A 14,063-nucleotide genomic window follows, 5' to 3' on the forward strand; every position below is an offset into this window, starting at 1 on the left:
TTAAGCTTTAACTTTAACCGTATCATAAACCAATTGTGCGCCCATCGTTGCCGATAACGCTTGCACAACTGGGTGTGAATTTAAATGTTCTATAGCCACTTGCAGAGCCTCTGCTCGCTTGCTGGCAGCAAATTCTTCTGCAGTGACGCCATTCGTGTCTTCCACCGTATCAATAATTAGGGGCACCGTCATTGCGAAAAAATCGCTCAGTGCGCCTTGTATTTGCTCGTAACGCATTTGATTAAGCATGTGGCCGTATTCTAACGGCACCTCGAGACGAATACCCTGATCACTGGCGTCTACTAAGCTGGAATTCATTAGTATGTTTTGCACCAAGCCCTTCAAGGGCAATCGAGGTGCCACCAGCCACCAAAGCTTCATGGTCAATTCATTATAATGACTCATTTCTGGCAACGGCATGCCCATTGCAGGCTGGGCAATCGTGTCTGGTACTTTTGCTAAACGCGTGTCTGCTTCTGAATTGTCGTCACTGTCAGGAGCATCCACCGGATCTGCCGCTAAGGCATCCACCAAATCTGCCGCAGGGTTGAATGGGTCAACGATGTCGGCAATCGCACGCTCTTCTGCTTCGTCCTCGTCTTCATCATCATCGTCACTCTCATCCAGAACACCGTTTACAAACGGAGTGTCTGTGACAGCGGACGGTTTAGACTGGCCTTGATCGACGGGCTCAGCGGTTTCGACAACGTCACCGAAGTCTGTAGCTGGCGAATCGACAGCTTCTTGAGCCTCGTCATTTGGATTTGATGTGTGTTCAACCACAGCTGGCTCAGCTGCTTCACCACCAAAAGAGCCATTATCTAAAGTGCTCTTGTCTAAAGTGCTCTCTTCTAAACTGGTTTCTTTTAAAGAAATATCATCTACATAGCTGTTTTCTATAGAGTCATGTTGAACATCGCTTTCTGCATCAACAACATGCTCAACCGCTCTTTCAACCGAACTTTCAACCTTTTCTTCAATAACGTCAGCATCAGGTGCGTCTTCCCATGGTGGGCGCTCCTCCTGAGACATCACTTGTACCGGTTCGTCAACGATGGGCGTTTTTTTTTCTGTGCTTTCTTCCGGCACCTGAGTGGCTTTCGGTTCAGCAGGCACAATTGGTTGTGCTATGACTACAGGAGGCGCATCATGATTCACCATCATAGGCGGTGCAGGACGGAAGGCAATCAGCCTTAGCATTAACATTTCAAAGCCTGCTCTCGCAGAATGCGCAAGATACAAATCTCGACGCCCTATTAACAAGCTTTGATACATCATTTGAATTTCTTCCGCGCTCACATTGGCCGCCATTGCCTGAATGCGCGCCAAATCCCCTAGCTGATCAACTAAGGCTCCAGGCACTTGCTGCTCTATTGCAATGCGATGCAAAACATCCAATAAACTGCCACAAATCGCCGTAAAATCCGGCTGATAATCTGCCAATTGTTCAATACGGCTCAAGACTTGCGCCGCATTTTTAGAGGCAACACTTTCTAGTAAATCCAATACTTGCGCTTGATTCACCAAGCCCAGCATCGCCGTTACACCCGACTCTGAAATGGTACCATTACCAAAGGCAATGGCCTGATCCGTTAAACTCAAGGCATCACGCATACTGCCATTCGCCGCTTGACCAATCTGCCACAATGCTGGCTGATCAAAGTTAACCTGCTCAGTGTTCAATACCGTTTGTAAATAATCGACCACACGTTGCGGTGACATATTTTTGAGATTGAATTGCAAACAACGGGACAAAATCGTGACAGGTAGTTTCTGCGGATCTGTGGTGGCCAACAGAAATTTAACGTGAGCGGGTGGCTCTTCTAATGTTTTTAATAAGGCGTTAAAGGAGTGAGTCGACAACATGTGTACTTCGTCTATTAGATAGACTTTGAAGCGACCACGAGTTGGCGCATATTGTACGTTTTCTAATAATTCGCGAGTGTCTTCTACTTTGGTACGAGAAGCCGCATCTACCTCAATTAGGTCAACAAAGCGGCCTTCAGCAATTTCGCGGCAACTATCACAGGTACCACAAGGCTCTGGTGAAATCCCATTGGTTTCACAGTTTAAGCATTTAGCGAAAATACGCGCAATGGTGGTTTTACCAACACCGCGTGTTCCGGTAAATAAATAAGCGTGATGCAAACGCTGCTGGCGCAACGCATTGACCAACGCTTGAAGTACATGGTCTTGCCCAGCCATTTCAAGGAACGTCTGTGGGCGCCATTTACGTGCTAAAACTTGATAACTCATGATAGATACTGGCTGATAAAAAGCGATTTTTTATTGTACGGCAGTACGAACAATTTCGAAACCACTCTTAGTGCGCTGTGAGGTCGGTTATGAGATGAAATACCAAAAAACTTCGCGATAAAGATCAATAGGTTAAATTTACAACACCGAACCGTGTATATCGCCCATGAATTTTTCAGCGACATACACAGAGTTCGGCTTAGTGTTAGTTGACTTTGGCTTCTCGCACTTTGCGTTGACGTTCTTTTTCTAACGCTTTCTCTAAACGGTGTTTTTCCACCGCATCCAAAACTTCTGCGCCAATGTGCTCTTCACCACGAGAACGAGCAAGCTGAACCTGACGTTCGCGTTCAATAAAACGCTGACGCTGCTCATCAGTGAATTTGTCAACACAATGCACGCAGCTTACGCCCTGAATATAGTGCTCGCTCTGTTTTTCTTCTTCGGTAATTGGCATACGACAAGCGTGGCACTGATCGTACTCACCCTTTTGTAGGTCATGATTAACAGACACACGATTATCAAAAACAAAGCACTCACCTTCCCATAAGGTTTCTTCTTTTGGCACTTCTTCTAAGTACTTCAAGATACCGCCTTCAAGGTGATAAACCTCTTCAAAGCCTTGCTCTAGCATGTAGGCCGTCGATTTTTCACAGCGGATTCCACCAGTGCAAAACATGGCAACTTTTTTGTGTTTTGCAGGATCCATGTTTTCTTTCACGTAAGCAGGAAACTCACGAAAAGTATCCGTTTTTGGGTTGACCGCATTTTTGAATGTGCCTATCTGCACTTCGTAATCGTTACGAGTGTCCACCAAAACCACATCAGGATCGGAGATCAAAGCATTCCATTCCGTCGGCTTTACATAGGTGCCAACAACACGTTTAGGGTCAATTCCCTCAACGCCCATGGTCACGATTTCTTTCTTCAATTTTACTTTGGTGCGGTAGAAAGGCATGTCTTCGTCATAAGACTCTTTGTTAACGATTTTATCTAAACCAGGCTGCTGATCTAACCATGACAACATGGCGTCAATGCCTTCGCGCGTTCCCGCTACAGTGCCGTTGATTCCTTCACTGGCAAGCAACAAAGTACCACGAATACCATTGTCTTCTAAGGTTTTCTGAAGAGGCTCTCGAAGAGATTCGAAATGAGGCAGTTCAACAAATTTATAAAGGGCACACACTACGACTTTTGACATATCTTTCTCCTATGCGATCTGGAACGTAAAACCAGAGCAATTAAACAAGGCGCGCATTATAAAGACTCTAGCCATAAAAATGAAGAGAACACCCACAGGAGAATTTACTGGTCTGGATCAAGTGTCGCCCCAGTTGTATTATTGACACGAAACCAGCCAGCAATACTGTGGCGAGTGCGTTTTGCAACAACGACTTCATGATAAAAGCATTCGCTCAAGAACACCGCCAGCCGCCCTTTCTTTGGAAAAAAGCGACCGACCTCAACAGAAGGGTCATGCTCGTCATAAATCACCAACTCGCCACCATCGCCGTCTTGCCAATCTTCATTCAAATACAACACGGTAGACAAAATGCGGTTACTTTCCCCTTTAAAAGCATCAATGTGCTTTTCATAAAAAGCGCCTTCTTCGTAACGGGCAAAGTGCGCCTCATAATCAAATAAGCCAAGAAACAGACGACGATTTAATGCAACACGCAATTCCGCCATCATTTTCAAAAAATCGGTTCGAATTGGTTTATCTGGATCAATCCACTGAATGTAATCACGGCGCGCATCCAATACAATTTGATGATCTTGTTTTCGACCAATACCAGCCTGCAACATAAACGCATTTTGTATGCTTTCTGCTTCATCCACCAAGGCTTGGGTGAAATCCGTTGAAAAAAAGTCATCCTGAACACTCCAGCCTTTTGTCTGCAGATCCATTAGCAAATTAGAAAATGGCTCCTCTCGACTAAAAGCAGGAATCGAATTTTCAACATACAGACGTTTAGCAGGCAGGACTTCGGTAGACATAGATAGGGTCGTCACTTATAAAAAATCACACAAAAAGGCAAAATCACTTAGAGCGCTATGATACTGTAGCCCCCGGCACAACACATCATGAATTCACCAGATAGATTTAAATAAAATGACGCCAGCCTTCCAATTACGAGATTACCAAGTTCACGCCGTCGAGGCGTCTTTGACACATTTTCGTAATAGCAACGACCCTGCCGTTATCGTCCTTCCTACTGGGGCAGGAAAAAGCCTAGTCATTGCCGAATTAAGCCGACTGGCTAAAGGCCGTGTAATCTGTCTCGCCCACGTAAAAGAACTGGTTGAACAAAACCACGCGAAGTTTCTCGCAACTGGCGCTTCCGCAGGTATTTATTCGGCAGGGCTCAAGCAAAAGTCCAGCACAGAGAAAACCACGTTTGCCAGCATTCAATCTCTGTCAGCCAATCTTGAAGACTTTAATGAACCTGCCAGCCTCATAATCATTGACGAATGCCACCGTGTCGGCATGGAAGACGGTGGCCAATACAACAAAACCATCGAACATTTTCGGGCACTAAACCCCACCGTAAAAATTCTTGGTTTAACCGCGACACCTTATCGATTAGGCAGTGGCTGGATCTATCAAACCCATTACCATGGCTACGCCAGACATTGCACCCACTCACTTTTCAAAAAGTGCATCTTTGAATTACCACTGCAACACATGGTGAAAAAAGGTTTTCTAACTCCCCCAATCCACTACGATGCGGCCATTGCGCATTATGATTTCAGCTTACTGACCGAAAGTTTGGATGGTGAGCAAAACACCGACGACATTGCATTAAACGAACTCATTCACAAACATCCTCGCGTCACAAAGGCGGTCACCGAACAAATATTACAGCTCAGTGAGAATCGCCAAGGTGTGATGATTTTTGCGGCGACGATAGATCACGCCAAAGAAATCGTCAGCTACTTACCAAAAGAACAAACGGCTTTAATCACCGGAAAAACAAAACTGCAGCAAAGAGACAGGTTAATTGCCGCGTTTAAATCCAAACAAATTAAATACCTCGTCAATGTTTCGGTATTGACCACAGGATTCGACGCGCCACACGTGGACGTGATTGCGATATTACGCCCAACACAATCCATCAGCCTATTCCAACAAATTGTCGGGCGCGGGTTGAGACTCAGCCCAGGAAAAAAAGACTGCCTAGTATTAGACTACACCAACAATGGCTACAATATTTTTCAGCCAGAAATAGGCGAAAAACGACCGACCCAAGATTCCGTTGCCGTACAAATACACTGCCCAACTTGTGACTTTGCCAATACTTTTTGGGGACGAAAAGACGCCGAAGGGAACATTTTGGAACATTTTGGACGTCGATGCCACGGACTAGTAGAAAACGAAGAAGGTGAAGAACAACAATGCACGTATCGCTTTCGCTTTAAACGCTGCCCTCACTGCAATGAAGAAAACGACATCGCCGCTCGACAATGCCAACATTGTGCCGAAAAGCTCATCGACCCAGATGACCTATTAAGAAGCGCACTCAACCTAAAAAACAACAAAGTCCTTCGTTGCTCTGCCATCACCCCTACGCTTAATGTCAAAGACAAAAGCATACAAATCACTTACCACGATGAAGATGGCCTAACACTATCCGAAACCTTTCGTTTTAATTTCAAGAAGTCTCGGCAAGCATTTAATGACCTATTTGCCCGTAGAATCGCCAACGGTATCCAATCTGTTGAGTTTGATCACATTGAAGAAGTCGAACGGTTTCTTCCGTATCTGCCAGCCCCAGACTTTGTGATCGCAAAAAAACAAAAACAACATTGGCAAGTAACAGAACGACTGTTTGACTATCAAGGCCCTTACCGAAAAGCCAACGAGCTCCGCTAAGAGTACTAACGAGCTCCACTAAGAATACTATGCGGAGTTTTTTAAGGCGTTTCTGTATGACACCTCAAATGGCAAATTCATTCGCTTAAGGTGGTCAATGGCCGCCTGTCCTAAAACACCTTTTGGTACGCCCGTTAATAAAACAAACCAATAATTAGAAATCATATTTTCCGCAAAGACATTGGCCGTTTTTTCATCGACCTTTACTTGTCTAAAACGCTTAACAATTCCATCTGTGATCACAGACATTTGATTAGTATGGAAGCCACCTTTAGCCAAGCTATCCAAAAGCACCAAACGTGAAAACTCAGCGTACTCGTCATAAAAATCGAACAAGACCTGAGCCGTCTGCAAAAGATAATCAATAGGAGACGCACTGGCTTTTTGCGCCGCCGCTGCCGCGCGCAATGCAGCATCCATTTCATCAAAGAAAATATCTTTTACTAAAGAGAGTTTATCCGGGAAATGAACGAACAAGGTACCAACCGCAATGCCGGCTTTATCACTCAAATAGCGCGTACTGGTTGACTCTATTCCTTGTGTAAGAAAGGCGTGTTTTGCAATCGTTTTAATTTTGGCGCGCGTATTGGCTTTTTGCTGTTGTCGAAGACTCACCCTACATTCCCTCTGAGAAAGATATCTGAGGAGTCTAGCGTGTCTGAATTTCGATGACGAGTGGTAATTTAGCGGAGCGTACTGACACTTGGCATGGAAGAACGATGTAAGGCTTCAGACAAATCCGCCATGAAAGACTCGATACGTTCAGCGTTCACGCCATAATCCCCTCGACCAACTCGAGAGCAAGAGCGCATATCAATACGAACTTTATTTGGAGCCAACTGAGTCACTCGGATAATAACGTCATCTCTAAAGCCAAATATTGGCGTGCGCGCCGTCGCCTCAACAATGCCAGCCCCTGAGTAGGTAGCAACCACATCCCAGCCACGCTCACTGACTAATTCAGACACGGTGGCAAATACGACAGATTTGCTTTTGGTAGAAAAAAGAGGTCGAACATCTGGATAGAACTTATGCTGAATAGAGGCCCATTCGTCATTATAAGCAAGATCATTTTCTTTGGACTTTCGAATAAAATTCACATTGAGGAACGCAGGAGGAATATCAGTATCGGTCGTTATGTCGTTAATATCGGGCAGCCCGGCTCGTTGAAAATAAAAGCCAATCCACATAACACTGTATAAAAATGACACCATTAGGACGAGAATAAAAAATCGCTGCACCCCAATGTTTTTTTCCTTACGACAAGCGCCCAATGAAATCGCAGCTAGCAGAGACAAAACCAAAGACGCAAACACACTTTTGCGCAACATGGAGAAACCTGTCAACGGCTCAAAAATCCCCACTCTTACTCCGGCAATCGATATAAACGCAACACATCCGACCAGCATGAGGAGAATGTATAAAACCGGGGAGATATAACGACTCATAAACAACTCATAGTGAAAAAATAATATCTCACACCTTATCGTGACTTGATGACAACGAACAGCAGCAACAAGCCCGTTTCAACTCATTCCTTTGTATTTGCATATTTTCTGTAAGGTTTTTGATAAGAAGGATAAAAGATGTGTCTGATTTACCTTTAAAAACAAGCCGAAGGAGTCGTCAACATGATAATCCCACCCCTTCAAAAAAACACCCTCGAACTAGATATATTTCACGAATCATCGATAATAGCGCGACCAATCCAAGAGCCATATTTTCCATGAAGCACGAAAGCCAAAAACACTGCGTCGATCAACTGCGCGAGGCGTGTAAAGCCACATCCAAGCGCCCTTTTATCGCCAGAGGCGCCAACGCCGTACGATGCGACCACTGCTTAATGGCTGAGTTCGCCTGCTTTTGTCATCATAGAAAGGCAACGTCATCGCCTGTTGATTTTATTCTGCTCTATCACCGAGATGAGATACACAAGCCGACCAACAGCGGTAGATTAATCGCAGATCTGTTTCCCAATAACACCCAGGCTTTCCTTTGGAGCAGAACCGAGCCAAACGAGGCGCTGTTACAGACGCTCTCACAGAAACGAAACCGCTGCACTGTGCTGTTTCCAAATACAGAAACGGCGCAACGGCAAAGCCGGCCACTCAGGGCACACACTGAACTTGTCGACGCCATACAAGAGCACACTTTTATCATTCTGGACGGCACTTGGAAGCAAGCCAGCAAAATGTTTCACCAGAGCGAATGGCTAAAAAACATCCCTCACTTTGAAATCAGCAGCGAGGCTCAACGCTCTTTTTTGGTACGTCATTCAAGTCACGACATGCAATTTGCCACCGCAGAGGTCACAGCCATGTTGTTGGATGCATTAGGCCACCATTCAGAAAGCCGGCGTTTGATTAGCTATTACCAAACATTTAACCAACACTGTTTGCTCAGCCGTCATCGCGCTAACAAAGAGCAAACATGAAATTAAATTACATAAAAACCAGAATACAATGCAAAAACAAGCGACACTAAGACTCTCGAAATAACAAATTAGCCCACCCATTTGAATGAAATTGTGCGGCTTGTTTCTTTTTCTTACCCACCAATACAGGACCATTATCTAAGAACAAAAACGCTTTCCAAGTACGCTGAAACACGCCCCAATTCATTTCAAATACCAGCTCATTATGGCAACAAAAAAACACGGTCGTATCCGCACCCCACACAGAAAAATGTGCCCGCATTTCATCAGGCAAAGATGCATCGTCGCGATCCCATGCTTTTTCCCATTGAAACTTGCCGTCCGGCGCTTGAGCGCTATTCTTCTTTAACCAATCTCGGTCAGAAAAATGATCCGGATGCACCTGCTCATCACTAATATAATCACGCCACACTTGCGAGGCACGAGACTCATCTAACAAGCGAATACCTTGCAAATCTTCATCTGCCACTTTTGGGTCATTACGCTTAAAAATCCAATACTTTGAAAACTGTTCTAACGGTTGGTACAAGTGGCGCTTCCTATAGAAATATAAAGGGTGAAATAAACTAATCTAACAAGTGAAAAAGGATCGTTTGTTCAATTCCCTAAGCTTAACTAATATTTGCATTGTTGTAATAAAACAACATTTTAAAACATCAGTCAGTTAGGAGTACATTATGGATTCTCAAGAACAATACGAAGCATTACTAGCAAAATGGGGCTATGCGGACAATTCTGTCGAAAACCACGCTCGCCGTCAAAGACGTGCTCGCCGCGTAAAAGCCGTTGTATCATTCATGAAAGCAACACTGAAAAACATCAAAAAAATGAGTGCTCGACCACAACAAATCAGCCAAGCAAGCCACTAAATCGATACAAAACATCCCATCATAATAGCGGATAAGGCTATCGTAAACAGCGTTTTTTAAGGGGAGAAAAATAATAAACCCCCTCCCTTCCTTAACCCCATTAAAATTCGTTATGATCAAACTTCACTCACAACGAAGTTCTATCTATGATTTTTCCCTATAAAGCCATTATTTTCGATTGCGATGGTGTCATTGTCGACACAGAAAACATATCCAATACCATTCTGAAAAACATGTTAAGCGAATGTGGTTTAGAGCTGGATGACGACACTTTGCATGCGAAGTTTACCGGATTCACCAACCAAGAAAACTTGATCAACGCGGAAAAGCTGCTTGGGCGACCACTGCCTACCCATTTCGACGAAGAATATAGACAGCGCTTTCACGCTATTATTGACGCCGAATTGGAGCCAATAGACGGCGTTAGAGAGCTGCTAAGTAAAATTAGCGCCCCGATAGCAATGGCAACCAATGCACGCCGCAAAGAAATGAACTTCAAGCTCGACAAAATACAGCTATCTGAACGTTTCGCTACTCGGTTTTGCGTTGACGACGTGCAGCATGGCAAGCCTGCCCCTGACCTGTATCTAACCGCTGCAAATGCGTTAAATATTGATCCTAAAGATTGTTTGGTAATTGAAGACTCTATTGCGGGTATTACAGCAGGAAAAGCAGCCGGAATGCGCGTGCTTGCATTCAGCGAAACCCTTGATGAAAACATGCAAATGGCCGCGGGCGCGACCCGTTGCTTTAAAACCATGAAAGAACTAGAGGGTTTGTTAGGTCTTTAACAACCCCCTCTCGCATTTGTTCAGGCAAACCAAGTGTAGTGCGCTGGTTTAATTAGACATAGCTTGTAATTGTTTTAGCAGACTCTTTGGTAAATCTTTAATCGTCAACGTACCAGTGTCAGCATCAAAGGCAATGGACTCATTCAGCAACTCACTGTCAAAGCTGATGGTTAACGCGCGCGAACTGCCAGATAAACGCGTCAGTTTTTTCAAAGCTGCTTTTTCAACGAAGATTTCTTTTTCCATCTTGAAACTGTCAGAGTCAGCTATTTCAAGAAACTTATTTGCTTGTTCAACTGAGAATCGAGACTCAACCTGAGAGGCAATTTCTTTAATGGCTAACGGTTCACGATCCTGGGCTTTGGCCTGACAATGTTCAGAAACTACTTTTTTAAATTCATTCGCTTGCTTGGAAGGCAACCCTTCTGACTGACAAAACGCGGCAGTAAGATCCACCAATTTCCGAGTTTCTTTTGCAGCCACTTTCGGCTCATCGCAACCAATAAACTGAGTAAAATATTCACTTTCAAATTTTGGCGCACGCCCAAAACGGAAAGAAATATAGCGCCCTTCATCACCAGATTGCCATGCACTCAAATTAATGCGCAATGACATGTGTAGCTTTTCCATCTCAATCTGTTCTATTTGAGACAAACTAAGATCCGCGCCAAGGCCAATGCCTTTTTTACGCTTTAACATAACGATGTACAAAAAATGCGTATCGTGCAGTTCGTAATGATTAAACCATAACAGACCACCCTCTGCCTCTTCCACTGGCTCTAGGTATTTAAGGTATTCCGCCGCACAATCTTTAGTGAACCCGGCAAAATCGACAAAGGTATCGTTCTTAAAATGCTTAAACAACAGAGCGGGCAATTGCGCGCCCTCTTCGCTTCCTTGAGGGTTAACAAAACGCCCAGTGTTCATACCAGAACGGTTAAATAAGTTCGTTACCTGAGCGGATAATGCCTCGGCTTGCCCATCCACTGGGTTTTCATTTGGACGTGCGATCAGTATCGCCTTACGCTCGCCTTCATGTTTTTGAATTTCATGGACAATTAAGTTGCTAATAGACACCAGCTACCTCTTACGTTTAATATGGAAAATTACGGTCAAATTTTAACCCATCGACTTACAGGATAATCCCCGACTAAAACACTATGATCAAACCCAAAACCACAAAAAGAGACACACGAGAAGAACTCGAATCTCTGGTAGATCAATTTATCAAGAAAAACGGAACGATCCAGCAAATCAATATGGGCGAATCCGGCTTGATTGATGGCAAGTATAACATGAGCCACATAGGCTTTAACGAGCCAAAACAAGACCGCACACCATTAAATCATGTTGTTGCTGCGATACAACAACGAAAGCAAAACAAAACCACCACTACGCCCCCTATAAAAAAGCGCCCGAAAAAGAAAGTTATATACGATGATTTCGGCGACCCTATTCGATGGATTTGGGAAGAATAAGAAGATAAAAAGGCAGTTTCGCCTACCGCTTTGAATTGCCTCAGTAATACTGCAATAATGCCTCCCTATCATTTAATCTTATTCGGGAGTTGCTATGTCCATTAAATATCTACACGCCATGATAAGAACAGACAAACCAGAAGAAAGTCACACATTTTACACTGACGGTTTAGGACTGATTCAAACAAGACGCATGGACAGCGAAAAAGGCCAATTCTCACTTATTTACTATGCAACAGAACAAGGCGCTCCAGAAGTAGAGCTAACCCACAACTGGAGCGACAGAAGCTACACAGGCGGAGACCAATTTGGTCATTTAGCGTTTGAAGTAGAAAACATTTACCAAGTCTGTGAAACACTACAATCGCTTGGTGTTACTATTTTACGCCCACCTCGCGACGGCCACATGGCATTTATAAAGGACCCCAATGGCATCTCCATTGAGCTTCTTCAAAAAGGCGGTTCTCTCGAAACCCAAGAACCTTGGGCATCCATGGAAAATACGGGTAGCTGGTAATTACAAAAAATTACAAAACGGCCCAATTGTTAAACAACGCTACAAAAATACGGTAGTTATCTTGATGGCTTTTTCCTAAGCTGATTAAATAATGTATTTTTATAAGGGAAAGATTGAAGGTAATGAAGACATTCATCAAAACCATCAGCCTGATTGCAGCATTATTTGCTTACAATCAGTCACTAGCCGCAGAAAGCCTGTACGCTGCAAATGTACAGTCGCGCCTTGCTGATAGTGATAAAGATGGTGTCATTGATGCTCGCGATCTTTGCCCTGATACAACAGAAGGGTCAGCTGTAGACAACTACGGCTGCCCAAATGAAAGCACCAAGCTACTCTCAATCGAACTGAATGTACTTTTTGATTCGGGTAAATCCGACATAAAACCCCGCTTTTATACGGAATTAAAACAGTTAGCTAAATTCTTGCAAGATCACCCAACAAGCAATGTGGTCATTGAAGGACACACTGACAGCAAAGGCTCGGCAGAACTTAACCGCGAATTGTCACAAAGACGGGCTACCGCAATAGCGGATGTTTTGGTTGATAGTTTTAGGATCAAAGCAGACAGAGTAAAAGGCATAGGTTACGGTGAAACACGCCCTATCGCTGATAACGACACAGAAACAGGTCGAAAGCTGAACCGACGAGTGGTTGCTGAAGTCTTTGCAAAACAACAATTTGCAAATGAACGCTGGACAATCTATAGCGTAGATAAAAACAGCAGCACGGCTTTGAATAACAGAAATTAAAAACGTCAAAACGCTCACAGTATAAAAGCCAGTCATTTTCATGATTGGTTTTTATGCTTTCATCATGGCACTCCTTCTTAATCCTCATATGTAAACGCACCATAGTGCTGTCAGTCAAACTTTCAAGCAACTCTGTTCTTTCTATTTGATACACTGTCTGAAATAACATCAAAAAGAGAGAACAATATGAAAAGCATAGGTTTTTTGGGTTTAGGCATCATGGGCAACGCCATGGCAGCCAATTTAATAAAAGCGGGATTTGACGTCACTGTGTGGAACCGAAATTCTGCAAAATGTGCTGAGCTAGTGTCATTAGGCGCACACCAAGGCGACTCCCCTAAAGCCGTTGCCGCAAGTTGCGATATGACCTTCGCCATGGTGTCCGATCCAGAAGCCGCCCTAGCACTTTGCCAAGGCCCAGATGGGGTTATGGCAGGCATTGGTGATAATCGTGGTTATGTTGACATGTCTACCGTAGACGATAAAACCTCAAAAACTATTGCCGCGTCAATCACCCAAGCAGGCGGACGTTATTTAGAAGCACCTGTTTCAGGAACCAAAAAGCCAGCCGAAGATGGCACACTGATTATTCTCGCCGCTGGGGATCAATCTCTTTATGACGACGCTAAGCCCGCGTTTGAGGTAATGGGTAAAATGTCACCCTACCTTGGTGACGTCGGTCAAGGTGCGAACATGAAGCTCGTCGTTAACATGATGATGGGCGGCATGCTGAGCATATTTAGCGAGGGAATGTCTTTAGGACAAAAAGCCGGTTTAGACGGTCAGCAGATTTTAGACATCGTCGATGCTGGCGCCATGGCAAATCCGATGTTTAAAGGCAAAGGAGCCATGCAGCTAAAGGAAGACTACACAACCAGTTTTCCACTAAAACACATGCAAAAAGACCTGCGCCTTGCCATTGCCCTAGGCGATCAACTTGATCAGCCTTTGCCAACCGCCGCGATTGCCAATGAAGCATTCAAACAAGCAATAAAGGCAGGCTTTGCAGACGAAGACATTGCCGCAGTTTATAAAGCGATCAGATAAAGAATAAGAAATAAAGGTAGCCGGATTATTTGGCTACCCTTACTC

15 protein-coding genes are annotated in these 14,063 nt (G+C 44.3%); 8 read left to right on the plus strand and 7 right to left on the minus strand.

The annotated features are described in order from the left end of the window. The 3 genes from dnaX to AABA11_RS09080 form a co-directional block, all read right to left on the minus strand. Window positions 1-2,256: a DNA polymerase III subunit gamma/tau gene (gene dnaX / locus AABA11_RS09070; protein WP_338267195.1), complete on the minus strand. Its 2,256-nt coding sequence runs from the start codon at window positions 2,254-2,256 to the stop codon at window positions 1-3. A gap of 205 nt (window positions 2,257-2,461) precedes the next feature. Next, a complete protein-coding gene (gene trhO / locus AABA11_RS09075; RefSeq protein ID WP_338267197.1) occupies window positions 2,462-3,457 on the minus strand; it encodes an oxygen-dependent tRNA uridine(34) hydroxylase TrhO in 996 nt (331 codons plus the stop codon). Window positions 3,458-3,561: 104 nt separating this feature from the next. Continuing rightward, window positions 3,562-4,254, minus strand: coding sequence for a 2OG-Fe(II) oxygenase (locus AABA11_RS09080; RefSeq protein WP_338267202.1), 693 nt, complete (start codon window positions 4,252-4,254; stop codon window positions 3,562-3,564). A gap of 115 nt (window positions 4,255-4,369) precedes the next feature. On the opposite strand from AABA11_RS09080, the gene radD reads away from it, so the two are divergent. Further along, a complete protein-coding gene (gene radD, locus AABA11_RS09085; protein WP_338267203.1) occupies window positions 4,370-6,130 on the plus strand; it encodes a DNA repair helicase RadD in 1,761 nt (586 codons plus the stop codon). 27 nt (window positions 6,131-6,157) lie between these two features. Here the strand turns inward: radD and AABA11_RS09090 are convergent, their stop codons facing one another. Both AABA11_RS09090 and AABA11_RS09095 read right to left on the minus strand, forming a co-directional pair. After that, on the minus strand, window positions 6,158-6,745 hold the full coding sequence (locus AABA11_RS09090; protein WP_265729781.1) for a TetR/AcrR family transcriptional regulator: 588 nt from the start codon (window positions 6,743-6,745) through the stop codon (window positions 6,158-6,160). Window positions 6,746-6,813: 68 nt separating this feature from the next. Then, window positions 6,814-7,578, minus strand: a complete 765-nt coding sequence (locus AABA11_RS09095; protein ID WP_265729780.1) for a DUF1499 domain-containing protein — start codon at window positions 7,576-7,578, stop codon at window positions 6,814-6,816. A gap of 278 nt (window positions 7,579-7,856) precedes the next feature. Between AABA11_RS09095 and AABA11_RS09100 the strand changes: the two genes are divergently transcribed. Then, complete coding sequence (locus AABA11_RS09100) at window positions 7,857-8,564, plus strand: tRNA-uridine aminocarboxypropyltransferase (RefSeq protein WP_338267206.1); 708 nt, start codon at window positions 7,857-7,859, stop codon at window positions 8,562-8,564. Between the two features lie 46 nt (window positions 8,565-8,610). On the opposite strand, the gene AABA11_RS09105 is transcribed toward AABA11_RS09100, so the two are convergent. Further along, on the minus strand, window positions 8,611-9,093 hold the full coding sequence (locus AABA11_RS09105; protein ID WP_338267209.1) for a DUF2947 family protein: 483 nt from the start codon (window positions 9,091-9,093) through the stop codon (window positions 8,611-8,613). A gap of 148 nt (window positions 9,094-9,241) precedes the next feature. Here AABA11_RS09105 and AABA11_RS09110 point away from each other — a divergent pair, with 148 nt between their 5' ends. Together AABA11_RS09110 and AABA11_RS09115 are read left to right on the plus strand one after the other, a co-directional pair. Next, window positions 9,242-9,433, plus strand: coding sequence for a hypothetical protein (locus AABA11_RS09110; protein ID WP_265729777.1), 192 nt, complete (start codon window positions 9,242-9,244; stop codon window positions 9,431-9,433). 146 nt (window positions 9,434-9,579) lie between these two features. Further along, complete coding sequence (locus AABA11_RS09115; protein WP_338267211.1) at window positions 9,580-10,224, plus strand: HAD family hydrolase; 645 nt, start codon at window positions 9,580-9,582, stop codon at window positions 10,222-10,224. Between the two features lie 48 nt (window positions 10,225-10,272). Here the strand turns inward: AABA11_RS09115 and AABA11_RS09120 are convergent, their stop codons facing one another. After that, on the minus strand, window positions 10,273-11,301 hold the full coding sequence (locus AABA11_RS09120) for a nucleoid-associated protein (protein WP_265729775.1): 1,029 nt from the start codon (window positions 11,299-11,301) through the stop codon (window positions 10,273-10,275). 83 nt (window positions 11,302-11,384) lie between these two features. On the opposite strand from AABA11_RS09120, the gene AABA11_RS09125 reads away from it, so the two are divergent. From AABA11_RS09125 to AABA11_RS09140, 4 genes are all read left to right on the plus strand, one after another. Beyond that, window positions 11,385-11,702, plus strand: coding sequence for a hypothetical protein (locus AABA11_RS09125; protein WP_338267212.1), 318 nt, complete (start codon window positions 11,385-11,387; stop codon window positions 11,700-11,702). 94 nt (window positions 11,703-11,796) lie between these two features. Next, complete coding sequence (locus tag AABA11_RS09130; protein WP_338267214.1) at window positions 11,797-12,219, plus strand: VOC family protein; 423 nt, start codon at window positions 11,797-11,799, stop codon at window positions 12,217-12,219. A gap of 122 nt (window positions 12,220-12,341) precedes the next feature. After that, window positions 12,342-12,971: an OmpA family protein gene (locus AABA11_RS09135; protein WP_338267216.1), complete on the plus strand. Its 630-nt coding sequence runs from the start codon at window positions 12,342-12,344 to the stop codon at window positions 12,969-12,971. A 186-nt stretch (window positions 12,972-13,157) separates the two neighbouring features. Beyond that, window positions 13,158-14,018 carry an NAD(P)-dependent oxidoreductase gene (locus tag AABA11_RS09140; protein ID WP_338267218.1) on the plus strand — a complete coding sequence of 287 codons (861 nt, stop codon included), beginning with the start codon at window positions 13,158-13,160 and terminating at the stop codon, window positions 14,016-14,018. The last annotated feature ends 45 nt before the right edge of the window (window positions 14,019-14,063 follow it).

The organism is Marinomonas pontica (assembly GCF_036322735.1).
In the GTDB taxonomy this organism is placed as follows: Bacteria; Pseudomonadota; Gammaproteobacteria; order Pseudomonadales; family Marinomonadaceae; genus Marinomonas; species Marinomonas pontica.